Origin of the sequence: Paracholeplasma morum (assembly GCF_016907055.1) — a bacterium.
In the GTDB taxonomy this organism is placed as follows: domain Bacteria; phylum Bacillota_I; class Bacilli_A; order Acholeplasmatales; family UBA5453; genus Paracholeplasma; species Paracholeplasma morum.
The window spans coordinates 24,107-49,967 of the sequence record NZ_JAFBBG010000008.1; the positions used below are offsets into that span (position 1 = coordinate 24,107).

Annotated in this window: 26 protein-coding genes, 1 riboswitch and 1 other annotated feature; of the genes, 23 read left to right on the plus strand and 3 right to left on the minus strand. The window is 35.2% G+C overall.

The window, feature by feature from the left end; translation table 11 throughout:
• Position 1: 1 nt before the first annotated feature.
• From JN09_RS04835 to JN09_RS04855, 5 genes are all read left to right on the plus strand, one after another.
• Positions 2-520 carry a DUF1700 domain-containing protein gene (locus JN09_RS04835; RefSeq protein WP_204433282.1) on the plus strand — a complete coding sequence of 173 codons (519 nt, stop codon included), beginning with the start codon at positions 2-4 and terminating at the stop codon, positions 518-520.
• Positions 521-522: 2 nt separating this feature from the next.
• Positions 523-1,407 carry a DUF4097 family beta strand repeat-containing protein gene (locus JN09_RS04840; RefSeq protein ID WP_204433284.1) on the plus strand — a complete coding sequence of 295 codons (885 nt, stop codon included), beginning with the start codon at positions 523-525 and terminating at the stop codon, positions 1,405-1,407.
• A gap of 60 nt (positions 1,408-1,467) precedes the next feature.
• Positions 1,468-1,935: a methylated-DNA--[protein]-cysteine S-methyltransferase gene (locus tag JN09_RS04845; RefSeq protein WP_204433286.1), complete on the plus strand. Its 468-nt coding sequence runs from the start codon at positions 1,468-1,470 to the stop codon at positions 1,933-1,935.
• A gap of 276 nt (positions 1,936-2,211) precedes the next feature.
• Positions 2,212-3,477: a Y-family DNA polymerase gene (locus JN09_RS04850; RefSeq protein WP_204433292.1), complete on the plus strand. Its 1,266-nt coding sequence runs from the start codon at positions 2,212-2,214 to the stop codon at positions 3,475-3,477.
• Positions 3,470-3,799 carry a YolD-like family protein gene (locus tag JN09_RS04855; protein WP_204433297.1) on the plus strand — a complete coding sequence of 110 codons (330 nt, stop codon included), beginning with the start codon at positions 3,470-3,472 and terminating at the stop codon, positions 3,797-3,799. Before JN09_RS04850 ends, JN09_RS04855 begins: the two co-directional genes overlap by 8 nt.
• A gap of 141 nt (positions 3,800-3,940) precedes the next feature.
• Here the strand turns inward: JN09_RS04855 and JN09_RS04860 are convergent, their stop codons facing one another.
• On the minus strand, positions 3,941-6,019 hold the full coding sequence (locus JN09_RS04860) for an alpha-amylase family protein (RefSeq protein WP_204433299.1): 2,079 nt from the start codon (positions 6,017-6,019) through the stop codon (positions 3,941-3,943).
• 120 nt (positions 6,020-6,139) lie between these two features.
• A complete protein-coding gene (gpmI, locus tag JN09_RS04865) occupies positions 6,140-7,678 on the minus strand; it encodes a 2,3-bisphosphoglycerate-independent phosphoglycerate mutase (RefSeq protein WP_204433301.1) in 1,539 nt (512 codons plus the stop codon).
• 233 nt (positions 7,679-7,911) lie between these two features.
• On the opposite strand from gpmI, the gene JN09_RS04870 reads away from it, so the two are divergent.
• From JN09_RS04870 to eno, 4 genes are all read left to right on the plus strand, one after another.
• On the plus strand, positions 7,912-8,634 hold the full coding sequence (locus JN09_RS04870; RefSeq protein WP_204433303.1) for a DUF3137 domain-containing protein: 723 nt from the start codon (positions 7,912-7,914) through the stop codon (positions 8,632-8,634).
• 34 nt (positions 8,635-8,668) lie between these two features.
• Positions 8,669-8,784: riboswitch (FMN riboswitch) on the plus strand.
• A gap of 69 nt (positions 8,785-8,853) precedes the next feature.
• Complete coding sequence (locus tag JN09_RS04875; RefSeq protein ID WP_204433305.1) at positions 8,854-9,552, plus strand: hypothetical protein; 699 nt, start codon at positions 8,854-8,856, stop codon at positions 9,550-9,552.
• 22 nt (positions 9,553-9,574) lie between these two features.
• Positions 9,575-10,048 (plus strand): hypothetical protein, encoded by a 474-nt coding sequence (locus JN09_RS04880; protein WP_204433307.1) that lies wholly within the window; start codon positions 9,575-9,577, stop codon positions 10,046-10,048.
• A gap of 110 nt (positions 10,049-10,158) precedes the next feature.
• Positions 10,159-11,454 carry a phosphopyruvate hydratase gene (eno, locus tag JN09_RS04885; protein WP_204433312.1) on the plus strand — a complete coding sequence of 432 codons (1,296 nt, stop codon included), beginning with the start codon at positions 10,159-10,161 and terminating at the stop codon, positions 11,452-11,454.
• Positions 11,455-11,508: 54 nt separating this feature from the next.
• Here the strand turns inward: eno and JN09_RS04890 are convergent, their stop codons facing one another.
• Positions 11,509-12,414, minus strand: coding sequence for a helix-turn-helix transcriptional regulator (locus JN09_RS04890; protein WP_204433314.1), 906 nt, complete (start codon positions 12,412-12,414; stop codon positions 11,509-11,511).
• An 83-nt stretch (positions 12,415-12,497) separates the two neighbouring features.
• On the opposite strand from JN09_RS04890, the gene JN09_RS04895 reads away from it, so the two are divergent.
• From JN09_RS04895 to JN09_RS04960, 14 genes are all read left to right on the plus strand, one after another.
• Positions 12,498-12,653: a hypothetical protein gene (locus tag JN09_RS04895; protein WP_204433316.1), complete on the plus strand. Its 156-nt coding sequence runs from the start codon at positions 12,498-12,500 to the stop codon at positions 12,651-12,653.
• A 1-nt stretch (position 12,654) separates the two neighbouring features.
• Entirely contained in the window at positions 12,655-12,936 is a 282-nt protein-coding gene (locus tag JN09_RS04900; protein ID WP_204433318.1) for a hypothetical protein, read from the plus strand.
• A gap of 252 nt (positions 12,937-13,188) precedes the next feature.
• Positions 13,189-15,243 (plus strand): ribonuclease R, encoded by a 2,055-nt coding sequence (rnr, locus tag JN09_RS04905; protein WP_204433321.1) that lies wholly within the window; start codon positions 13,189-13,191, stop codon positions 15,241-15,243.
• The gene (gene smpB / locus JN09_RS04910) at positions 15,200-15,658 is read left to right on the plus strand and encodes an SsrA-binding protein SmpB (RefSeq protein WP_204433330.1); all 459 of its coding nucleotides are present in this window, start codon (positions 15,200-15,202) and stop codon (positions 15,656-15,658) included. Before rnr ends, smpB begins: the two co-directional genes overlap by 44 nt.
• A complete protein-coding gene (locus JN09_RS04915; RefSeq protein WP_204433340.1) occupies positions 15,655-16,656 on the plus strand; it encodes a patatin-like phospholipase family protein in 1,002 nt (333 codons plus the stop codon). The genes smpB and JN09_RS04915 overlap by 4 nt, the downstream gene beginning before the upstream one ends.
• On the plus strand, positions 16,643-17,509 hold the full coding sequence (locus JN09_RS04920; RefSeq protein WP_204433343.1) for a phosphatase PAP2 family protein: 867 nt from the start codon (positions 16,643-16,645) through the stop codon (positions 17,507-17,509). Before JN09_RS04915 ends, JN09_RS04920 begins: the two co-directional genes overlap by 14 nt.
• A gap of 4 nt (positions 17,510-17,513) precedes the next feature.
• Positions 17,514-18,998 (plus strand): CotH kinase family protein, encoded by a 1,485-nt coding sequence (locus tag JN09_RS04925; RefSeq protein WP_204433350.1) that lies wholly within the window; start codon positions 17,514-17,516, stop codon positions 18,996-18,998.
• 38 nt (positions 18,999-19,036) lie between these two features.
• Positions 19,037-19,217: a binding site (T-box leader), on the plus strand.
• 47 nt (positions 19,218-19,264) lie between these two features.
• Positions 19,265-21,853 carry an alanine--tRNA ligase gene (gene alaS / locus JN09_RS04930; protein WP_204433400.1) on the plus strand — a complete coding sequence of 863 codons (2,589 nt, stop codon included), beginning with the start codon at positions 19,265-19,267 and terminating at the stop codon, positions 21,851-21,853.
• Positions 21,853-22,275, plus strand: a complete 423-nt coding sequence (gene ruvX / locus JN09_RS04935; protein WP_204433352.1) for a Holliday junction resolvase RuvX — start codon at positions 21,853-21,855, stop codon at positions 22,273-22,275. The genes alaS and ruvX overlap by 1 nt, the downstream gene beginning before the upstream one ends.
• A complete protein-coding gene (locus JN09_RS04940; protein ID WP_204433353.1) occupies positions 22,275-22,565 on the plus strand; it encodes a DUF1292 domain-containing protein in 291 nt (96 codons plus the stop codon). The genes ruvX and JN09_RS04940 overlap by 1 nt, the downstream gene beginning before the upstream one ends.
• On the plus strand, positions 22,543-23,124 hold the full coding sequence (locus JN09_RS04945; protein WP_204433355.1) for an O-methyltransferase: 582 nt from the start codon (positions 22,543-22,545) through the stop codon (positions 23,122-23,124). Before JN09_RS04940 ends, JN09_RS04945 begins: the two co-directional genes overlap by 23 nt.
• Positions 23,121-24,002 (plus strand): peptidase U32 family protein, encoded by an 882-nt coding sequence (locus JN09_RS04950; RefSeq protein ID WP_204433357.1) that lies wholly within the window; start codon positions 23,121-23,123, stop codon positions 24,000-24,002. The genes JN09_RS04945 and JN09_RS04950 overlap by 4 nt, the downstream gene beginning before the upstream one ends.
• Positions 23,999-25,183 carry a peptidase U32 family protein gene (locus JN09_RS04955; RefSeq protein ID WP_204433358.1) on the plus strand — a complete coding sequence of 395 codons (1,185 nt, stop codon included), beginning with the start codon at positions 23,999-24,001 and terminating at the stop codon, positions 25,181-25,183. Before JN09_RS04950 ends, JN09_RS04955 begins: the two co-directional genes overlap by 4 nt.
• Positions 25,180-25,818, plus strand: coding sequence for a M48 family metallopeptidase (locus tag JN09_RS04960; protein WP_204433359.1), 639 nt, complete (start codon positions 25,180-25,182; stop codon positions 25,816-25,818). Before JN09_RS04955 ends, JN09_RS04960 begins: the two co-directional genes overlap by 4 nt.
• Positions 25,819-25,861 lie beyond the last annotated feature (43 nt).

Genomic DNA, 25,861 nt, shown 5'->3' on the forward strand with positions numbered 1-25,861 from the left:
AATGACAAAGAAAGAATTTTTGAAAGAATTAAGGTTAAGCTTGAAAAACGAAGCAGACAAGGAAGAAATCATTAATTACTATGACGAGTTAATCGATGAAGCAACCCTTAATGGTGAGATTGAAAGTCAGTTTATCGATAGACTTGGACCAATCGACGACATTATTAAGCAAATGGACAAAACACCTTATAAAAAAAGAGAAAACAAAAGCGTTGAAGTAGTTAAGAAAACCACTTCAAAGGTTTCAAGATTACTGCTAGAAACGCTTATTATGTCTGGATATGCGCTACTAATGGTTGTCTCATTTAGTTTTATAGTAGGTGGGGGATTTCAAACGGTTAAGAGCGTTTCACACATGGGGAATGCATCCACAAACGAGGTCATGATATATTATATCGGTGAAATGATATTCACAATTGGATTATGTTTAATGGGTATCGGATTAATGTGGTATGCTAACGCTGCCTTTAGAAAAAGCATACGTAAGATTAAAACTATCGCTAATGAGGAGGAAAAGTAATCATGAAACTACTAATAAAGATTAGTGCGTTGTTAATTATCGTTGGTTTAGCTGTATCGGTTGTGTTTGGGGTTATTGCTAGAGAAGAACTAAAAGATGAATCTAATCTAGTTTCTGAATCATTCACATTCGAAAAAGATTTATATACAAGCATCGAGATTTCTGTTCAGAACAACCCAATCAAGGTTTTGGTTGCCGAAGATGAGGAAATTAAGATTACATTTAAACATTACGATTATGAAAAAGTAGAAAACCTAACTACAGATGGGAAAGTTTATATCAAGGTATACGCAAACTGGTGGGATAATCTACTAAAAGGCTCAACGTTTGTTGGTTTTATGGATATCATGCAAGATAGAACAGTTTATATCCATGTTCCTGAAAAACTTTTCGATTATAATTTAAGAACATCCAATGGCAAAATCATCTTTGATGATGTGGATGCGAACAATGTTAATCTCAAGACCTCTAACGGAGCGATTGTATTATCCAGTGTAACGATTAATAACGCAGTTTTAAGGACTTCTAATGGCGCAATCACACTTGATTCCGTTATTGGTAAGGAAGTTGATGGCATGACCTCTAATGGTGCAATCACACTTAAGGATATCACAGCAGATGAACTCATTATGGAAACCTCTAATGGTGCCGTTACAGGAAGTAACCTAAGTTCTGAACTTGTTGATATTTACACTTCTAATGGTCCAATTAGAATTCACGTAGTTGGACATTTTAGAGACTACAAAGTGCGTACAAAGACCTCTAATGGCTCTGTTAAAATAAACGATCAAACCTACGGTAATGACACCTATAACGAAACTAAAACGCCATATGTCAAAACGATTACTTCAAACGGAAGAATCGAAATATTCTTTACATTAGACTAAGTGTCCTTGGACACTTTTTCTTTTGAAATTATTTGGTATAATGACACTGTGAGGTACACTATGAAAACGATATTTAAAAGCCCAATTGGAAATCTATTAGTTGAAGAGAGTAATCACTCGATTGTTCGCGTTGATTTGACGAATTTAGAAGTAACATCTAGCGAAGAAACGCCACTGTTGATCAAGGCACGTGAAGAACTTTTGTCTTATTTTGAAAAAGAAACCAGCTTCAGCTTTTCGATACAACCAATGGCAACGCCATTTCAACTCAAAGTGTACGAAGCCACCCGTAAGATACCTGTTGGTAAAACCGCTTCATATGGGGAAATTGCAGTGATGATTGGTAATAAAAATGCCTCAAGAGCTGTTGGTCAGGCGCTGAATAAGAATCCGATTATGATTGTGATACCTTGCCATAGGATTATTGGGAAAAACAACGATTTAGTGGGTTTTTACGGTGGATTAGACTTGAAAAAACGATTACTCGATCATGAAAAAACCGTTTTATCGAAAGATAGAATTCTTTAAAAATATGACAATACTTGAAGTTAACTGGGAAACCTTTTAAATAGCGGATAAGGGTTTGCAATAATTCAAAAACAGCATATAATACGAGCATAAGTCACCTTTGGATAGGTGACTTTTTTTCTCAAAACCAAGGATTTACGTGATAACCGTATAGGTAAAACAATACCCGGTTTTTGTTGAAAAACCCCTTTTTAGTTTCATTACAAATAACGGATTTTCATCGGTTTTCATTCAAAAATCTTGATATAATGATGGCACTAAAAAGGGGGGATTTTAATGGACGAATACAAATTAAAGCGTAAGATACTCTGTATAGATTTAAAGAGTTTTTATGCCTCTGTTGAATGCGCATTACTTGGATTAGATCCATTTAAGACCCCTTTAGTGGTTGCGGATGATTCTAGGGGTGGCGGCGGGATTGTCTTAGCTGTAAGCCCGTATTTAAAGTCAAAAGGCGTACCTTCAAGATGTCGAATCTATGAACTGCCTACAGATTTAGGGATTATGATTCAAAAGCCTCAAATGCATACGTATTTAACGTATTCAACAGAGGTTATCAAAGTTTATTTGGAGTTTATTTCTGAACAAGACTTATATGTTTATTCAATTGATGAAGCTTTCTTAGATGTCACTGAGTATTTAACTTACTATCAAAAAAACGATTACGAACTTGCAAAAGAAATACTCAAGAGAATTCATGACAAGTTAGACTTATTCGCAACTTGCGGGATTGGCGAAAACATGTTAATGGCTAAACTGGCTTTAGACATCGAATCAAAGAAATCGCCTGACTTTATCGCAAAATGGACATATGAAGATATTCCTCATAAGCTCTGGCCGGTTGCACCACTGTCTGAAATGTGGAGCATTGGTGTAAATATGCAAAGAAGATTAAACCAAATGGGCTTTTGGACCATTGGTGATATCGCGAATGCGGATGTCAAAAGACTCAAGAAACAGTTTGGTATACTGGGTGAAGAACTTTACTATCATACACACGGCATTGATATGTCTTTAATCCAAGATAAGGGTAAAATGAGTGTGGTCTCCAAAAGTTATGGAATGGGTCAAACATTATTTAAAGACTATTATCGAAAAGACATTTATCAGATTATTCTAGAAATGACTGATGAGATAAGTAGAAGATTGAGACTTCACAAAAAACACGCTAAGGTAATTCATTTTGGCGTAGCTTATTCCAAACTATATGGAGGTGGGTTTCACCGCCAACTAGGACTCACTAGTCATACATCAAGCCCTAAAGTGATTTTTGAAACGTGTAAGAGTATTTTTGAAACGCACTATGAGGACCTGCCAATTCGCCATGTTCATATATCCGTTTCAAGCTTAATGGACAATACGATTTACCAACCCAATTTATTCGAAGACTTAGATGAAACGTATCGAGAATTTCAATTAGGGGTGGCTATGGATGAAATTAAGATGCGATTTGGAAAAAACAGCATCAACCGAGCTTCAAGTGAACTAGAATCCTCCACCATTAAAGCACGTAATAAAATGATTGGAGGACATCATGGCTAGTTATCAAGACAGAGGACTTATGAAATGGCATCCATTTGATGCCCTAGCAGGGTATCATGAAATGATTAATGAGATGATTTATCTCAAAAACAAGCGTGATAAACCTGTATTATTTGAAGATGCTTTAGTCGAAATGGACCGTATTATTAAAGAGGCCATTAGGTTAAACAAAATCGTAAGAATCAGCTATTACTTAGATGGATATATTTATTATCAAGTAGGAGAAATTGTTAAATATGATGGATTGTATCGGAAACTTATTATGTGTCCAAGACTCAGTTTATCTCTGGATGATATCGTTCAAATTGATGAAATTAATTAATGAGATATTATATACATAGTATATATGATTATAAAAAAGATATATTATACATATTTATATAGCCAATGTTAAAATATATTTGCATATTTAAAATACGGTTTTGAAATGAAAAAAAGACGCTTTTTATAAGCGTCTTTTCGATTATTTATTGAATACTAGAATTTTGACTTCGCCTGCTCCTAAGAAGAAGTAAGGGTTTTTATTTTCATCAAATTCATAGAACATTCTTGGGCCAGATTCATGCATTGCATAAAGTAATCTAGCTTCATTTTGTTGAATGTTGAAACGTTTGCGAATTGCTGACAAGTCAACTTTTGCATGTTGTGCATCAAATGGATTAGCGTTACCAACGATTAATAGAATTTCATTCTTTGCTTCATAGGCAAATCCAACTGGATTATACCCATCTAAGAAGTGAACTGGAATATAGTTATTCTTGTCGGTAATAACATTTAGATACTTTTTACGAATTGGTTTGATTTTGGCTAAGTTATCTGAAATATCATTGTGCATGTGATTTAGATAATGAATAGCGAATTTATCAAATAAAGCAAGTTTGCCATAGAAAGGATCGTTTGGCTCAAGCATGTATAACTCATTAGGTCTTGGATCAATACCTGTATTCATTGGTTGTTTTTCATAAACCTCTTGACCGGAGTTAATGAATGGCACACCGTTTGGCATGAACATATTCATAACGGTTAAGAACTTGGATAGGTTTTGTCCACCATCTCGTGCAGCTAATCTTGGTGTATCGTGCGTTTCACCACAAGCGAATACAGCACAATCTAATTCAACAGATTTATAGTAGAAGTGGTGAAGTTTGCCTTCCCAAATATGTGGTTCCATAGAGAATCCGTTACCAATAATCATATTGTAACCAAGTTTTCTTGCATGTTTAGCATTATCTGGGTTTAATTCCTCAGCAATGAATGCGAAGTCGGGGTCAATAGCTCTAGCGGTTGTAATGATTTGGTTAACAAGTTCTTTTGGTAAAGCATGCCCCATGTCAATTCTCGCACCATCGATACCATAAGTCTTTTGGTAATGAGGAATAATATTTGATAATGTATCCCACAATTCGACATTTGGTTTATGACCTGGATATAAGTTTGACTTGATCGTGTCAAATAGAATATACGGCGCAGTATTTTTATCTTTTAGGTATTTTGATGTTTCGATTGGATGGTCCATATACATTCTGAAGAATGTGACGTCTGTCCAAGGTGGTTGAATATCGTTAATATGGTCTGAGAAAGCTGGTGCGATGGTAAGGCCATAATATTTATCAACTAGCTCGAGAATGGAACCGCCTTTTCTAGCATATTCTTTTTTTAGTTTTGACCACTTAGTGCTATCTTGTGTTTGAGGGTCAAATTGGAACATTTGGATGTGATTTAGAACTGATGGGCTCTTATATACAGTTGGCATAAATTTAGAAGTTGGTGAAACTGTACGTTCAGCAATTTCGTCAACATATGGAGGTTTGTATAAGCTGAGGTCACTGGATTTAATCCAATAGAACCAATCTGGATGATCTATGATTAAATCATTTTCAGTAGCATTAGTACGTGGAATAATATCAATCATCACGCGCATGCCTAATGTATGTGCAGCTTCAACAAGCGCTTGGAACTGTTCATCTACTGAAAGGTTATTTTCAACCATTGGATCGGATAATGAAGGATCTAGTTCAAAGAAGTTTGAAACGCCATAAGGAGATCCTAGTTCACCTTTTTTATTTTTTAATGAAAATTTTGAAATAGGTAGTAAGTAAATTGAGTCTACGCCCATCTTGTCTAGAAGTGGGAGTAACGCAAGTGTTTTTAAGAACGTACCAGTTTCTTTGATGTGGTAAATATTGTTTTCATCGATATAACCATTTCTATCATGGTCCCAAGTTGTAGAAGTTCTAATCATCATTGAGTAGACAGTAGATTTTAGAATCCAGTCTCCACCCATTTTCTTATTAGACTTAGAGACTTTTACACCCTTGATTGTTGAAAGTGAACCAGTTGGGGCACTTTCATAGTTTTTTAATAATACTTGATCAATTAAATCAATTAGAAAATCATAAGGGTTCACTAAGTGTTCCCCATTGCTTAAAACCGAAATAGCATTATGGCCAAATAAGTTAAACATCGATGGAATAGAATAGTTCATCGGGTAACTTGGTTTGTTATTAGCTAAGGTTTCACGGAGTTTTAGTAATTTAGACATAATATTTCCTCACTTTAACAAAATTATTATAACATTATAACAAGAAAATCACAGCCGATTTGAAGAAAGCCGAAAGCGTTTACACAAAGAACTGCTCGAAAAAAAAGATGGGTGACCATCTTAGTTTTTGTTAATTAATGATTTGCCCGTCATTTCTTTAGGTTGAGCAACACCGAGGATGTCTAACATCGTTGGAGCAACATCACATAAAGCGCCACCTTGACGAAGTGTAATGCCTTTTTTCGTAACAACCACAGGAACTAGGTTAGTAGTATGAGCAGTGTGCGGTTTTCCGAATTCGTCACGCATTTTTTCTGCGTTACCATGGTCAGCCAACACGATTGCAACCCCGCCAATCTTGTCGATTGCTTCTAATACTCTACCCAAACATTTGTCGACTGCTTCAACAGCTAATTTTGTAGCTTCAATGGAACCAGTATGACCAACCATATCAGGGTTTGCGAAGTTTAGAATCATTGTGTCATATTCTTTAGTTTCTAAAGCCTTGACGACTTCATCCGTTAATTCGTAAGCACTCATCTCTGGTTTTAAATCATATGTTGGTACTTTTGGACTTTGAACTAAAATACGTTTAGCACCTGGTAACTCATAGTCGGCACCACCATCAAAGAAGAACGTAACGTGTGCATATTTTTCAGTTTCTGCAGCTCTTAGTTGTTTCAATCCAGCGTTTGAGATGACTTGACCATAAATGTTTTGTAAGTCTTGAAGTGGGAACGCGATCGCCCCTTTAACAGACTCATTATAATGCATCATGGATACAAAGTGGATATTCTTTGGTGCATGAGATGCATCAAAAGTTGCTTTGCCTTCAGAGTAGTAGTTTTTTACGCCTTCTGGGTTAGAGAATGCAGTTGCAATTCTAATCGCTCTATCAGGGCGGAAGTTAGCGAATATAATCGCATCGTTGTCTTCGATTAAGCCTTTTCTGTTAACCACAAACGGCAACATGAACTCATCAGTGATACCTGCTTCATAAGATTCAGTAATACCATAAATTGGGCAATCCTTTTCTGGGGCATTTCCGATGGTCATTGCATCGAATGCTTTTTGAAGACGGTCCCAGTTATTGTCTCTGTCCATTGCATAGTAACGACCAGATACAGTTGAAATTCTTGCGCCTGCTTCAATTAACTCTTTAACGAAAGCTAATCCAGATGTTTGAGGGGTATCTCTACCATCTAAGAAAGCATGGTAGAAAGTTTTTTGTTCTAGACCATGTTTATTTGCTAAGTTAATTAACGCAATGATGTGTTGGCTAGATGCGTGAACACCACCGTTACCAGCAAGACCTAAAATGTGTAGTTTTGAATTGTGTTTCTTAACATGTTCAATGGCATCTAAAAAAGACTTATTTTCATAAAAAGAACCGTCTTTGATCGCAACATTGATTCTAGTTAAGGATTGATACACTACTCTACCAGCACCTAAGTTTAAATGTCCAACTTCACTGTTGCCCATTTGCCCTTCAGGTAGGCCAACTGCTTCTTCAGAAGCTTGTAATGTTGAGTTAGGAAATTCACTTAAAATATGATCTAAATTTGGTTTATGTGCTAAAGTGACTGAATTGGAGTCACTAGCTGGAGCTAAACCTTGCCCATCTAGGATGATTAATCCAACAAATTTTTTATTACTCATTTAATAGCCTCATTTCTATTTTTCCATAATTATTATATAACATAGTATGTTAAAATGAAAATTGAAAGTGTTTACTGTTTTTTGAATCACATTTTTTACTATTAGAATAGAGGTTATTCGTGACTATGACAAAAGAAGAAATAATCAGAAAAAAGAAAATATATGAATGGATACAGGTAATAGGAATCTTGCTTTCCGTCACTGGCTTTTTAAGTTTTATAGTAAATCCCTATATGGGTTTTGTTGTAATTGGTTTTGGAATAGTATTGACGATTATTACGCCTAGTATGTTTAAAAAACTGAGCAATAGTTATAAAGAGTCTTATGTTAAAGAAGCAATTCTATCTTCAATTACTAATGCGACATATGATACACAAAGAGGGTTTTCAAAAGAAGAGGTTTACAATGCGGGCGTATTGTTAAAACAGGACCGCTTTAGCAGTGAAGATATGATAACTGGGTATATTAACGATCATTATTTTAGATGTGCTGATGTCCATCTTCAAGACGTCAGAAGCAATGGTAAAACCACAACGGTTGTGACGATTTTTAGAGGCAGATACTATGAGATTACCACTGAAAGAATCTTTCCTGAACCGATTCATATATTAAATAATAATACAACCCTTTTTGGGAAGCGAAATAGTCTTGAGAAAATCGAACTTGAATGGATCGATTTTAACAAGATGGTTGATGTATTTAGCAGTAGTCAATTCGAAACATTTAAACTACTTAAGCCAAATGTTATGGAACAAATCGTTCATTTGAAAAAGAAGTATAACAAACTCGTAATGGGGTTTATAGGTAATAAAGTCATACTTGCAATCAATAACCAAAAAGACGCTTTTGATTTAAAAATGTTTCGTCCATTTAATGACCATTACATCAAAGAAATTAAGGATGAATTCAAGGAGTTAGAGGAAATGATCAGTGTTTTAGAAAACATTTTGAATTGACTAAGTTATTTATTTGTTTTATAATGTGGTTGAGTTAATACTTCGGGGCAAGGTGAAATTCCTTGATCGGCGGTAAAGTCCGCGAACCTTTTTGGTTGAACTGGTGCGATTCCAGTACCGACAGTATAGTCTGGATGGGAGAAGAAACAAGGTTTTTGTGCCTGTTTTTTGCCGTCACCCTGGAGTGGCGGCATTTTTTGTTTCTTAAGGAGGAAAATTATGAGAACAAATTACAGCACAAAAAAAGTTATTTTTGTAGCGACGCTTGCAGCCATTTCAGTGGTATTTGGGTTGTTTGAAATACCACTAGGATTACCATGGTTGAAACTAGATGTGAGCGAGATCGCTCTACTAGTAGCTGCAGTCGTTGTCGGATACAAAGGCGCATTTACATTAATTATTGTTAGAGGAATCCTTAGACAAGGGTTACAAGGGGATTTATTCATCCCACATGAGATGGTCGGAGAATTGATCGCAGTGATAGCAAGTCTAATCATTTTGGGTAGTTATTACCTAATTTCGAAAATGATTAAAACCCATAAAGCACCCCTATTACTAGAATCTATTGTGGACCCTAAACCAGTCTCTAAAAAGGAATTCTTTAGTGTTGTGATTGGTGTAACTACAACATTGACAGTTGCACTAATTACGTTAAATATTTTTGTATTAACACCAATTTATTTAAGTTCGTTTGATGCTTCTACAAGTATGTTTGGGTTCAGTCAGTTTCATTTTACGGCTTTTACAATGATGAAAGACCCAAGTATGAACAATATTTTCGGTGTAGATCTGTCAAACTGGAACTTATATATTACATACATCATAACGAACTATGGCTTATTAAATGTTTCAAAAGGGTTAATCACAACTATGTTATTTTTGCCAATTAAGTCAAGATTGGATAAAGTTGAGTTATAATTATCTTAAAGGTGGTGAGTAGATGAAGCATTTCTTATATGAACTTAAGCAACCCTTGATTAAGAGTGATTTGAAGAGGTTCTTGGTAGAAGGGATACTAAGTAGTATTATATTTGGAGCATTTATTGGTGCACTAGATTTTTACTTAACAGTCTATTTTCAATCCATATTATCCATATTTACATTCTTGATATTCTATTACTTCTTATCAAATAGACTTTTTAGAAGTTTCAATCAGTACCATATTATATACTCTATTTTGTCTGTTGTATTCTTGTTAATAGGGGTATATATGATGGGGTTCACTTCACAAATTTTTTATTTAGAAGTGATCACAGGAAACATTGCTCTTTATCATAAATTCTTAAATCCGCTTATTTATTTTGATTTTGTATGGAAGTGGTCTTTTGACATTTCAGTCATATTTTTTAACCTTCTATATATTCTAATATATGTATGGATTTGTAGGACGATATATATGCAGATGAAAAGATAAAAATAGTAAACGCTTTTATACCTGAAATGCTTTATTTTGAAAGCATGTTGGGGTATAATACTTTTGGTAATATAGAGATACTAAAAAATAGAAAAAGGAGATATAAAATTATGCCATTTATTACAGATGTGTATGCAAGAGAAGTATTAGATTCACGCGGTAATCCTACTGTTGAAGTAGAAGTTTACACAGAAAGTGGCGCATTCGGTAGAGCAATCGTTCCATCAGGTGCATCCACAGGTGAATACGAAGCTGTTGAATTAAGAGACGGCGACAAAAAAAGATATTTAGGAAAAGGTACTACAAAAGCAGTTGAAAACGTAAACGAAATCATCGCTCCAGAAGTGATTGGTTATGCGGTTACTGACCAAGTTGCAATCGACAAATTAATGATCGAACTAGACGGTACTCACAACAAAGCTAAATTGGGTGCAAACGCAATTTTAGGTGTTTCAATGGCAGTAGCAAGAGCAGCTGCAGACTTCCTAGGTGTGTCACTTTATAACTACTTAGGTGGTTTCAATGCGAAACAACTTCCAGTACCAATGATGAACATCATCAATGGTGGTGCGCATGCTGACAACAACATCGACTTCCAAGAATTCATGATTCTTCCAGTTGGTGCAAAGAGCTTTAAACAAGCTATCCAATGGGGTACTGAAGTATTCCATAACTTAAAGAGTGTATTAAAATCAAAAGGCTACAACACAGCTGTAGGTGATGAAGGTGGATTTGCACCAAACCTAGGCTCAAATGAAGAAGCTATCCAAGTTATTCTTGAAGCAATCAAAAAAGCTGGCTTTGAAGCTGGTAAAGATATTTTCTTAGGTATGGACGTTGCTGCATCAGAATTCTACAACGCTGAAACTAAGAAATATGTATTAGAAGGCGAAGGCGGAAAAGCATTCACTTCTAAAGAATTAGTTGATTTCTATGTAGGTTTAGTTGACAAATATCCAATTATCACAATCGAAGACGGTTTCGACCAAAACGACTGGGATGGATGGAAATTAATGACTGAAGCATTAGGATCTAAAATCCAATTAGTTGGTGACGACCTATTCGTTACAAACACTGAAAGATTAGCAGTAGGTATCGAAAAAGGTATCGCTAACTCAATCTTAATCAAAGTAAACCAAATCGGTACTTTAACAGAAACATTCGACGCTATGGAAATGGCTAAGAGAGCTGGTTATACAGCAGTTGTTTCTCACAGATCTGGTGAAACAGAAGATACAACAATCGCAGACATCGTTGTTGCGTTCAATGCGGGTCAAATTAAGACAGGCTCAGCATCACGTACAGACAGAATTGCTAAGTACAACCAATTACTTCGTATCGAAGATGAATTAGGTGAAACTGCGCAATTCCACGGTTTAAAATCATTCTATAACTTAAAAAAATAGAGTTTTATTCCCAAAAATAAAGCGGAAATTCTTTTTAAAGAGTTTCCGCTTTTCTTATTTAATTTTTATTTTTAAAACGTAAAAATCATCAATGTGGATCTTAGTATCTTTTAGAATCATTTCTTTAAAATGTTCATAGGTGCGCATATTGGACACCTTTAAGACACTAATACAGTCAAATAGGACCGCCTCGAATGAAGGTAGGTCTTTTTTCTTGTAGTATGCTAATGCCTTATAGTAGTAGAAATATTCGAGTAAATAGACTGAATATTCACTTTTCGCGAATAGAATTGCATCATCGGCAATCTGCAATAAATCATCATAACGTTTTTCTACACCCAGATTCTTTAAAACCCAAAAGTACACTTGAGAAATATAAAGTCGGTTTCCAGAAGTATAGAGTTTATTCTCCTTGTTTAAGTAGAGAATGCGTTTTAGAATAGGTTTTCTATCTTCATCGCTGTATTGCATAACCAACCCCAAAATATAGAGTTCTAAATCCTGCAAAATCTCACTCTTCATGATGCTTGCGAAGTCGATTTGTTCTTTCAAGATTCGGATTAATTCATGTTTTGGCATTCGGTCCCTATTATAGTCCAGTATGCTCTTACCAATAATGATGAATTTATGGTTGGCATTTTCGAGTAATCTCTGTTTTGAGAAACCATCAAATAGTTTAAGTGCTTCAGAATCTTTCCTAGAAATAACCAAATTGAAGAAAGCTTTTACGTGTTTGTTTTCATCATCAGATGCTTCGATAAACTGATTGATTAATCTTTCAAAACTCATTCCCAACCGTTCAGACAGTTTGATGATGATGTCAAATGGTGGTAATGAATCACCATTGACGTATCTGTAATACTGTCTTTGAGAAACAATGTCTAGCAAGTAGTCTTCTTGAGAGACCTTTCTAGCGTATCTTAAGTTGTCCATAAAGACTAAAAGTTTGGTAATTTCCATAAAATACCCCCAAAAGTATGACAGATGTGCCGTAGATATATATTTTTATCCATCCTAAAATATAAGTGTAGGAGGGAAAAGTCATGAGAAAACTAATTATTTTGGTATTACTATTTGTTGTATCATTTGGAAGTTCAATCGTCTTATCAATATCGAAAGAAGACTCAAATTCAAATGTTACGATGGATTATGAAGACCCAGATTTTCCTGAATTTATTAATAGTATAGGACGTGGATAGTATGAACATTGAATTATTAGAAATCGAATTACATGGTATTTCTGGCACCATCACAAATTACACTAGAAATCCTTATATTATCGGATACATTGAATCGTTAAAACGTTTCTTACACGATCATAATGAAAAGATGATTTACGTCATCGTTGAAAAGCTTGTTAACTGGTATGACAAAACAATTGATGAAATTATGGTCAATGATTACATATCGAATAAAGAAGACCATTTGGAAACTAAAAAACTTTTGGAAAGCGTGCTTGCTAACGAACCTAAACAAGTTTAGTTAATAACCACACAGTATATTTTATCATGCCTTTAACTTTTTGAGTTTTAAAAGTTTAGTTTTTTACAGTTTGGATAGTCCCCTCTGTCCATACTTAAAAATAACCAAAAGCACATCATAATAAAATGTGCTTTTTATTTTTGTTGTGGGTCAATATGAATTAAATTACTAAAATAATCGAATAATTGGATTTTGATACGCTAATGTACGCGCGTGTGTGATATAATTTTTGTAAGATAAGTTGGTGATTCCATGATACTATTAAAATTATTTAAGGATAGTAAAGCCTATCGCTTCGATGAACTTTTGGAAATAACTCAAATGGATGTTATTTCGCTAACGGAAGCGCTAGACCAGTTAGTAAGTCAAAAAAGACTAGACTACAAAAACGACCTATATCAATTAAGACCTAACTATAGAGTGGGCTTTTTGGATGTAAAGAACCAAGGCTTTGCCTTTTTATTACAAGAAAAAGACGATTTATTCATATATGAAGAGGACCTAGGTTTGAGCTTAGACGGAGACTTAGTATTGGTTCATGTAGGAGTAAAAAACAAGGTGGTTGATGTCCTTGAACGTACAGTTAAGCAAATCGTTGTTCATGTGAAGAAAGTCAATCAAACCGTTATGTTTTTACCAATTAAACCTTTTAGACTTCAAATTGAAGTTGAAGAAAAGGATTTTATTGGTGGTGAAGTGCTACTAATTGAGATTCAAAGTTATGAAGGCAAGAAAGCCATTGGTCAGATTGTTCAATGTCTAGGGTTTGAAACCGATCCAGGGATGGATATATTAGAACTTGTTTATGAAGCCAACTGGCCTTATGAGTTTTCGCAAGAGACTTTAAAAGAAGCGGATGAGATTGAATCTATCGATACGATGCCAAGAAGAGTTGTTGAAAACGAACTTATTGTAACCATAGATGGAAAAGACGCTAAAGACTTAGATGATGCGATTAGTTTAAAGAAAGATGGGACCGACTATATACTGGCAGTTCATATAGCCGATGTAAGTGCCTATGTTAGACCCAACTCATTTATGGAAAAAGAAGCTTTTGAACGTACGACGTCTGTATACTTAGCAGACAGGGTCATTCCAATGTTACCAAGACGCTTATCAAACGACTTGTGTAGTTTAAATGCCGATACGTTAAAGAAATGCTTAAGTGTCACCATGCGACTAGATGCATATGGTAATCCAATCAGTCACCAAATTGAGCAGACATGGGTAAAAGTCAATTACCGTTTGAATTATGACGAAGTGAACGATTTCTTGGATAATGGGTCTTCTTTAGTTAATAAGGAAGTAGAACAAACCATTAAAGACATGTATCAACTATCCTATATTCTAGAAGAAAAAAGGGTAGACCGTGGCGCGTTAAACTTCAAGAGCTTAGAGTTTAAATATGAAACCGATGAGATGGGTCATATTATTGACATTCATCCTTACGTTACTGGCAAAGGCCAAGCTCTTATCGAGTCTTTTATGGTTTTAGCGAACGAAACTGTATCCCTTCATTTATCAAGTTTAGAACTACCTTGCATATACCGAGTCCATGATAAACCAGATCCAGACAAGCTTATTCAAGTCATGCAAATGGTAAAAGAGTTGGGATTAAAGATTCCAAAGGTTAATCATATTACGCCTAAAACACTTCAAAATATCTTAAATAAACTAGAAGGACATCCACTTGAATTAGTGTTCCATACACTATTTTTACGCTCAATGCAAAAAGCGGAGTATAGTGGAAAAAACATTGGACACTATGGATTAGCCTCTAAATACTATTCTCACTTTACTTCACCAATTAGAAGATATCCTGACCTTTTATTACACCGTTTAATCAAAGCATTCCTAATTGATACAACTGATTTTGATAAGAACTATCAATACTATGAAGCCTATGTTAATGTTGCATCTGAACGTTGCTCAGTGATGGAAAGAAAAGCGGATGAACTAGAAAGAGAAACCGATAAACTTAAAACCACTCAATTTATGGCGAATAAAGTTAATCAGTCTTTTAAGGCCGTTATTTCTAGTGTTACAAAAGCAGGATTATTTGTGCGTCTCGAAAACGGTATTGAAGGTTTATGTCCAATGCGAATGATGAATGATTACTACTATTTTGATGAAAAAGCATTGACGCTAAAGGGTAAAGATACTAAGCAACTCTTTAAGATTGGGCAAGAAGTAGAAGTAAAATTGAAAGATGTTGATGTTAAGTTGAGACAACTGACATTTATTGTAAAAGAGGAAAAAAAGTATGAAAGAAAATATAGTCGCCCAAAACAAAAAGGCAAGGCATGATTACTTCATAGAACAAACCTATGAAGCCGGCTTGCAGCTAAAGGGCACAGAAATTAAATCGATCCGTCAACACAAAGCCAATATAAACGATGCATTCGTGACGGTAAAAAATGGTGAGATATTCATTTTTAACATGCATGTTGCCCAATATGAACACGGCAATATCTTTAACCATGAAGAAACTAGAACTAGAAAATTATTAATGCATAAAAAAGAAATCCTCAAACTGGAAGCTAAATCTAAAGAAGATGGTTTCACATTAATCCCCCTAAAGCTTTATTTTAATGAAGGCTTAGCCAAGTTAGAAATCGCAGTGGCTAAGGGTAAAAAGTTGTTCGATAAACGCGAAGACTTGAAAGAAAAAGACGCCCAAAGACACATGAAGAAAACACTAAAGGATAGCTTTAGAAGATGAAACCCAAGATAGGGTTAATGCTTGGGGGCGGCGGGGCTAAAGGTGGGTATCAATTAGGGGTTATTAGAGCACTAGAAGAACATAATCTATTAGATGACATTGAAGTCGTTGCAGGTACTTCAATTGGCGCAATCAATGGATTATTGCTCTGTACACTGAATGATGCAAATAAAATCGTTGAAGTATGGGAATATGCTCAAGAGTCTGGTTTTTATAAACAAGGGTTTACCAGGTTTAAACAAGACAAACAAGGCTTATATAGCTTAGATGTCTTAAGAGATATCTTTACCCATTACGTAAAGCTTAAAGACTTGACCAAATGTGACAAGGATTTATACGTTGTTGCCTCAAAAATCATTGATCCAAAGAAAATCGTTTCACAAATTAGAAAAGACAATCACGAGAAAACAGTGTTTCATGTTAACACTCACGAAAAACCATTTGAAACAGTCATTGCGAGTGCATCCATTCCACTGTTTTTCGGGACTACGTATATCGATGAAGATGGGTATGTAGATGGCGGATTAACAGACAATAACCCAATCGATGTATTAATTGATAAGGGATGTAATGTCATAATCACAGTACCGCTAGATTATAACTTGAATTTAAGCAAATACATTAATGACAAAATCCTTATCGTTAATATGACTGACTTAAGTTTATTCTCAAATAAACCCGTCCAAATGGCTTATGACATCATTAGATTTACAGATGATGCGTTGACAGAAAGACAAAACTATGGCTATTTTGTCGCAAATGAAGTCATTAATAACTTAATCGATATTGGTATATTGAATGAAGACAGTTCTTTGAAAGACTCTTATAGATCTATCTCAAAGTTTACTTATATCGAACCTTCAGCACACACATATGAGAAGATTAAAGAACTTAAGAAACAAAGAGTCATTACGAAAAAAGAAGAAAAGAAACGAACGAAGATCAAGACCAAATTAAGTAAGAAGATTGAGAGAGGTAAAAAAGATGGCAATAGTTGAGTTTTTACAACAGTTTTCAAATCCAGTATTAGACGTAATCATGCGAATCATCACAGAGTTTGGTGATCAGTATTTCTTTATATTATTGTCAGCGATATTATACTGGACAATAGATAAGAAGTTTGCATTTCGCTTTATGATTGCCTATTTAGGTAGTGCCTTTATTAATGGGGGCATCAAATCACTGACCAATAAACCAAGGCCTTATCAGGAAGGTGCTAGAGCAATCTTACAAGAAACATCAGGCTCATCAATGCCAAGTGGGCATGCACAAGCAGCTGGAGCCATCGGTATTAACCTTTGGAATGAATACTATTTCTCGAAAGTGATTCGTACGTTAATGGTTCTATTAGTCATTTTAGTACCACTTTCAAGAGTATATTTAGGTCAACACTATTTAGAAGACGTTATAGTTGGCCTTGCACTTGGGCTCATATTAGGTAGTTTATTCATGTTTTTACTTGGGGTTGGTAAACCAGATAGAGAACACATTCGTGCTTTATACCCAGTTCCAATTATTATCATTTTAATGTTCTTTATTAAACAAGAACAACTTTATGTAGCCGCTGGCGCCTATATCGGGCTAAGTGTTGGGTATTATATTGAAAAACTATATGTTAAATCCAAAGTGAATGCGAAACCAATCGTACAAGTCGTGAAAGTCGTATTAGGGATTGGTGTAGCACTTTTATTAAAAGAAGGCTTGAAGGTTATCTTACCTTATAGTGCAACCGCTGATACTAACCCTTTAGTATTAGACTTAGTATTTGATTTTATTCGATACTTTTTAATCGCCATTTGGGCTTCTTTAGGGTTAATGGTGATTAATAAGAAAGTACTTATGAAGGGATAAATGTATGAAAAAACTCATTATAGGATTGTTTTTAGTATTATTACTAGTGGGGTGTGATGAGGCAGTTGTACCACCTAATCCAAATGCGCCATCAAACCCAGATCCGATCTTACCATCAAACCCAGATCCGATCTTACCATCGAATCCAGATCCTGTTGTTGAGTCCAAACTAACCTATGAATACTTATTTGAAGAAACGCACTATCATGCTTTAACAATTAAGATATCTAAGAATGATGCCGATAAGTTAAACCAAAAAATGCATGAACACAACAAGAAGTTTGGATCGTTTAAAACAGATTATCAAATAGTTGCTGATCTGGTTTATGAAACAGATAGTTTTACTGAAACAGTGTATAATGTGGGGTTTAGAACGAGAGGTAATACATCCAGAACCAGCTTATTTGACTCTGAAGGTACTCTCAATCGAAACCATTTTAAGATTGATTTTAATGACCCAATCGGAATAGATGAAGCATCAAAAGACTTTCAAAAGATTAAAGATAGAACAGTATTTGGCGTAACTGAACTGAATTTAAAATACAACCGTAACTATGACACATCCTATGTGACTGAACGCTTTAGTTATAATTTATTTAATGATATGGGTGTATTAGCCCCTAAAATGGTTCCTGTTCTATTAACGTTACAAATAGACAATACTAAAACCATCATGGGTGTATACCACATATTTGAATCCATAGACCGATCATTTTTGAATAGAAACCTTAATAACGATGATGGCGATTTATACAAAGTGCTATGGCAACAATTTGGTCCAGCTGCTCTTGAAGATAACTATGATAGTAGAGCTATTGGGGTTAAGGATGAAAGCATTAATTACTTTCCAAGTTATGACTTAAAAACCAATAAGAAAACAAGCACTCACCAGCAACTTAAGTCATTCATTAAAAACATTAATGATTTAGAGGGTGAAGCCTTTAAAACCTATATTGAAGCTAATTTCGAAGTAGATTCGTTTATTAATTTGCTTGCAACAGGGGTGATGCTCGGAAACCCAGATGATTACCGTGCAATGGGGAATAATTACTATTTATATTATCAAACAGACAAGAAGAAATGGCTCATGACTCCATATGATTATGATCATGGCTTAGGTCAAGGATGGGATGGCGCACCCGTATTTACTAATCATACAGTTGGGGCAGACATCTATACCTGGGGGAACTTAAACACCCATCAATGGGGTCAAGAAGTTAAACACCCACTATCGGATAAAATCCTGTCATTTGATGACTATCAAGAAAAATATGAAAATGCCCTTAATCTATTGATAAGTACGTATTTTACTTATGATAGATATCTTGCCCTACATCTAGAAGAAAAAAACATCTTTAACCAACATTCAACCAAAGGCCTAATCCAAGTTCCTTTTGAAGAACGTGGCTATTCCTATTTTGAAGACAAACGAAATGATGTAATCGCACAGTTGGAATTCTACAAAGAAAACCCATCATCTCGTCCGTGATTTTACTTGAAAAATAAGAGTTTTATGTTAAAATAGGTTGTATAGCGATGAACAAGATGAGTAATGATGAATTTTAACTAGAGAGGTTACGGTTGGTGAAAGTAACTTAAATGCAATCATGAAGCTACTTGGGAGCAATGGTAAACTGGCCATAACAGTAAATTGAGGTGCTAGGGAAACCTAGAACTAAGGTGGTACCGCGACTTTGTCGTCCTTAGAATTTTCTAAGGACTTTTTTTATTTTATGGAGGACACATATGAGATACATGACATCAAAAGAAATCAGAGAAACTTGGCTTAATTTTTTCGAATCTAAAGGCCACAAAATTGAATCAAGTGCTTCGCTTATTCCAATGGGCGATAAAACACTATTATGGATTAATGCTGGAGTAGCCCCGCTTAAGAAGTATTTTGATGGGTCAGCCATTCCACCAAAACCACGTTTAACAAATATCCAAAAATGCATTAGAACCAATGACATCGATAATGTTGGTAAAACTGCAAGACATCACACATTTTTTGAGATGTTAGGAAACTTTTCTATTGGAGACTACTTTAAAGAAGAAGCCATCGAATTTGGGTTTGAGCTATTAACCAGCGAAGCTTATTATGGCTTTCCAAAAGAAAAGCTTTACATGACTTATTATCCTTCTGACCAAGTTGCTTATAATAAATGGGTCGAGCTTGGTGTGGATCCTAACCACTTAATCCCACTGGAATCAAACTTCTGGGAAATTGGGGAAGGCCCATCAGGTCCAGATACTGAAATCTATTTTGACAGAGGCGAATCCTATGATAAGCGCGGGAAAGAACTCATTGAACAAGACTTAGACAATGAACGCTTTATTGAAATTTGGAACATTGTTTTTAGCCAGTATAACGCAAAACCTGGAACACCAAGAGAATCTTACAAAGAACTTCCAAGTAAGAACATTGATACAGGGGCAGGTCTTGAAAGATTCGCTTGTGTACTACAAGGCACAAAGACTAACTTTGAAACAGATTTATTCATGCCAATCATTAAACATACCGAAGATTTATCAGGGGTTAAATACGATGGACAAATGGCATTTAAAGTCATAGCTGACCACATCAAGACCCTAACCATGGCAATTGCCGATGGCGCCATTCTATCTAATGAAGGTAGAGGATATGTTTTAAGAAGATTATTAAGACGTGCAACTAAATATGGTAAGAAGCTAGGGTTAACTGAAGCGTTCTTACATAAATTAGTGGACGATGTTAGAGACATTATGGCACCTTATTATCCAAACGTTGTTCAAAATGAAGCAATGGTTAAACGCGTTATTTTATCTGAGGAAAACAAGTTCTTAGAAACCCTTACCTTAGGTGAAAAACACTTACTAGATGCTTTAGAAAAAGTGGATGTTCTTACAAAAGAAGACGCTTTTAAACTGTATGACACCTATGGATTCCCAATTGAATTAACGTTAGAACTTACACAAGAACACAATAAAGAAGTCGATATGGACGGTTTTTACGAACTTATGGATAGACAAAAAGAATTATCCAGAAGAAATCGTGTTCAAAACAATTCGATGAAAGCTCAAGAAGCAGAATACCTCGCATTTAAAGAGCCATCCTTATTTATTGGATATGACACACTATCATCTAGAAGTGAAGTCATTAAAGTGTTTGAAAATGGCATTATCTTAGATAAAACCCCATTTTATGCAACCATGGGTGGACAAGTAGCTGACATTGGAACCATAAATGGTTATCCAGTTACTGATGTCGTAAAACTGCCAAACGGACAAGCATTACATGTTTTAGACGCAAGCTTTGATGAAGGCGAAGTGGTATACGCAGAAGTCAATCAAGATAACCGTTTGAATATTGCAATGAACCATACAGCTACACACCTTTTACATAAAGCTCTAAAAGTCATTTTAGGTGATCACGTTAACCAACAAGGCTCACAAGTTACGAATGAGACACTTCGCTTTGACTTTAACAATTATGAATCCATTTCAAAAGAAAACTTATTGAAGATTGAAGCGGTTGTTAATGATGCTATCTTAAGAGCATTCGATGTTGTTACTACAGAAATGCCGATTGATGATGCGAGAAAACTAGGTGCAATGGCACTGTTTGGTGAAAAGTACCATGATATCGTTAGAGTGGTAAATATCGGTGGGTATTCCATCGAACTTTGTGGGGGAACACACGTATCAAATGTCTCAGAAATCAAACGTTTTGCCTTAACCTCATTTGAATCAATTGGTTCTGGTATTTATCGTATTGAAGCGATTACTGGGGATGTTCAATCCAAGATTGCTGCTTCAGTTTCCGCTTACATGGATGAACTTCATACCCTCGAGGCTAAACAACAAAGATTGCTTGAAGAAATTCACTCGATTGATCCTCAATTTGAATTTAACTCAAGAGTGAAACCACAATTCATTGGGTCTTACAGAGACATTATTGACTTCAGAAACTACATCGAGCTTTATAAAGACGATAATAAGAACTTAGAGAAAACACTACTACAAATTAAAGGTAAATCTGCATTATCCAATCTTGAACAATACTATGAGAGAGATACATTAACCCCAATTGTTGTTGTAAAAGATATGGATAAAGATGTTTTAAAACAACTTATAGATGCAATCTATGATAAAATAAAAGCAGATGCTGTGTGCCTAATTAACGAAACCGAAGATAAACTGATGTTCCTATGTAAAACACATAAGAACAATGCTAATCTAATGGTTAAGAAAGCAGCTGCTGTATCCAATGGTTCAGGCGGAGGAAGACCTGATTTTGCTCAAGGCGGAACCAGCGATAAAACAAAGATTAACGACATCATCGAATCCTTCAAGGAGTGGTTTTAATGACCTCATACATTGGTCTTGATTTAGGTGAAAAAACACTTGGCATAGCCAGAAGTGACTCAGGGATTTTAGCACAAGCGATAATGACCTACCGATTTTATGAAAATCACTATGACGATGCCAGTAAGTTTATCAACAATTACATCAACCAAGAACAAATCGATGTGGTGGTTCTAGGCTATCCGAAGCATATGAACAATGATATAGGCATTCGTGCCAAAATCAGCGAATCATTTAAGGAAATGATTGAAAAAGAAACAAAAGCAACCGTTATTCTTTGGGATGAAAGGCTCTCAACCTTTCATGCACAAAACCAAATGATTGAAGCAGGCGTAAAAAGAGATAAGCGTAAAAAGAAAAAAGATGAAATGGCTGCCCAAATCATCTTGCAGAGCTATCTAGACTACAAAGGAGCGATATAATGGATGAAAACAAATTAACCATCATTTACGATGGCGAAGAAGTAATGTGCGATATTCTATTCACACATTACAGCGAAGAAACTATGAAAAACTATGTTGTTTTTCAATTTTCTGACCGCGATGAAATTAGTGCAGCAGTATTCGTTGAGACTGAGAATGGCGAAGGCTATTTCGAAGACGTGCAAACAGACGAAGAATGGGAAATGCTTGATGAGTTGTTAGAAAACTTCATTGGCGATTCTCAAGAATCCGACGATGCAGATGACGATGAAGATGCAGAAGAAGCTTAATGAACTCAAACTAAAAGCCCTAGAGAATCAAATACCAATCCTATCTGACGATGGGCTTTTATTTTTGGTTAAAACGATTTTAGATCATAAAGCTAAGACCATTCTCGAGATTGGATCGGCAGTTGGGTATAGTGCCATCGCAATGGTGGTTCATACAAATGCATCGGTTGTTACCATTGAACGTGATGAAGCACGTTACCTACAAGCTGTCGAAAACGTTAAAAGTTTTGGCTTAGAATCAAAGATTAAAGTATTACTTCAAGACGCATTAACAGAAGATGTATCGGGCTTATATGACTGTATATTTGTTGATGCAGCCAAAGCACAATATGAGAAATTCTTCTTAAAATATCAAAACCAATTAACTGAAAACGGATTTATCATTACAGATAACTTAAATTTTCACCATTTGGATATAACCAAAGTTAAGCGTGGGACAAGAAATCTCATCAAGCGACTTAACGGGTTTAAAACATTTTTACAAGAAAACAAAGAATTCGAAACGTCATTTACAGATATTGGTGATGGCATGAGCGTATCAGTGAGGAAACCGCTATGAAGAAATTAGTAACATTATTTGAAGTGAACTCAATCGAGTTCTTAAAGAACTACTGTGATGGGTTTATCGTGGGACAAGATAAAGTCTCTACAAGACTAACAAGAAGTTTTAGTTCTGAAGAGATTGTCATTGCTTCCAACATGGCCAAAGACGCACAAAAAGAAGTATATATCCTTATGAACCGCATTTTGCACGATAAAGATGAACACCACTACGAAGACTTTATCAAGAGTGTCGATAGTGAGGCAATCACAGGATACATTATTGCCGATATAGGTGTGTTATCGATTGCCAAAAAGTTGAATATCCTTCATAAGATGGTTTATAATCCTGAAACTTTATTGGCGAATGTCTTTGATGTTCACTACTATCATGAACAAGGCATTAAAGGTGTTTTCTTAGCTAAGGAAATTATTTTGGAAGACATCATTGAAATTGGGAAAAATAGACCATATCCACTCTTTATGTACATTCATGGATATTTAGATATGTTTTATTCCAAAAGGCAACTAGTAAATGCTTATTTTGAAAATAAGAACCTTCCAAATCCTTATCATGACAAACGAAACTTATCTGTGGTAGAAGAAAAAAGACCTGAGTTTCGCTATAAAGCTTTGGAAGATGAAGCAGGTACACATATCTTTAGAGAAAATGTGTTTTGCGGATTACCTTATGTAGATGAACTTAGTAATTCAGTCGATTATATTGTTTTTGATACCATTTTTCACGACGATCAATACACACTAGAGATTTTAAAATACTATCAAGAACCATCCGAAGAAGCAAAAGCACAAATTTTGGATAACTATAAAGAAAAATGGGATACGGGCTTCTTATTTAAGAAGACTGTATATAAACCTAAGAAGGTATTGAAATGACAGAACTATTAGCGCCAGCAGGCGATTTAGAAAAACTAAAAATAGCAATCTTATATGGGGCAGATGCGGTATTCATTGGTGGACAAGAGTTTTCATTACGTGCAAGAGCATCCAACTTCACATTGGCAGACATCAAAGAAGGTGCTGACTTCGCGCACCAATTTGGCAAAAAACTCTATGTAACAACCAATATTATTCCACATAATGAAAATATGGGTGAATTAATTGAGTATCTAAAGGGATTAGAAAGTGCTGGTGTAGACGCGATAATTGCGGCTAGCCCATATATCGTAAAAACCGCTTTGGATCATACAAGTATTCCAGTTCATATTTCCACTCAACAATCGGTGGTTAACAGTAGCGCTGTTAAATTTTGGAAAGATATGGGCGCCGAACGTGTTGTATTAGGTCGTGAACTTGACATTGATGAAATTAGTGAGATTACTTCGAAATCAGAAGTTGAGATTGAAGTATTCATTCATGGCGGAATGTGTGCTTCCTACAGTGGAAGATGTACCCTTTCGAATAATATGACTGATCGTGACGCAAACAGAGGTGGCTGTGCCCATAGTTGTCGTTGGAATTACGATTTATATAGTGATGATGAAAAGATATCAGACGACTCAATGCCGTTTTCAATGTCTTCTAAAGACTTACAAACTTTGAGGTTCATCCCTAAATTAATGGATGCAAATGTAGCGTCACTTAAAATCGAAGGGCGTATGAAGAGTATTCACTATATTGCTACGGTTGTAAGAACTTACCGGTTACTAATTGATGAGTATACACAAACTGGTACGGTTAAAGATATGAATTATTATGAAGAAGAAATTCGAAAAGCAGAAAATAGACTTACCTCATACGGGTTTTTAGCTGGGATGCCAAAGGCAGAACAACAACTATATAACTTACGCAGTGAAGAACCAACAAAAGAATTCTTAGGCATCGTCATTGATTATGATGCAATTACAGGGTATGCGACGATTGAACAACGTAATCACTTTAAACCAGGTGAAGAAGTGGAGCTTGTTGGACCAAAATACCAACGTAAAACGGTCGTTGAAAACATCTATGATGAACAAATGAATCTATTAGATGCAGCAAGACACCCTAAACAAATCTTGAAAATCAAAGTGCCTTTTGAAGTTCATGCCTTTGATATGTTAAGAAAAGTACTATGATTTTAATTAAGGGTGAGAAAACACTGCGCTTTGAATTTGAGACTAAAAAAATCAAACACGCCTATTTTCATTTTAAAGACGATTATGTACTAATAACTCGTCCTAAACATATTAGTGATCAAGAAATCATTAATTATATTCATAAAAAATATGATCTGTTTTATGAAAAAATGACTCGACAAATAACCATCCCTAATTATTTTGGGTTGACGAAATCTATCACCTACATCCAAAGTAAAAGATTTAGTTATGACGTTGGTGATGAAGTCACAATCTACTACACAAAAACCGAGGAAGAAGCACTTAAGAGGTTTTATAAAGAAGTATTGAAAACAAAGTTAATGGAACTCGAGGATTGGCTCTTTGAGGCTTTAAAACCAATAGGTTTGAAACCACTTCCAACGGAAATAAAATGGCTAAAATCCAAATATGGCAGTTGTCATATTAGAAAAAAAGTCATTACTCTAAATGCCTATCTTGCAAAACTAGACCCCATCTATCTTAAATACGTATTGATGCATGAATACGCACACATACTTGTGCCCAATCATCAAAAACCGTTCTATGATGTCTTAGATCTACTAATGCCTGGGCACAAAGAAATACAAAAAGCATTAAAGAAACATCATCTTTAACTATCTAATTCATAGGAATTATAGTATAATTATAAAATGTAAA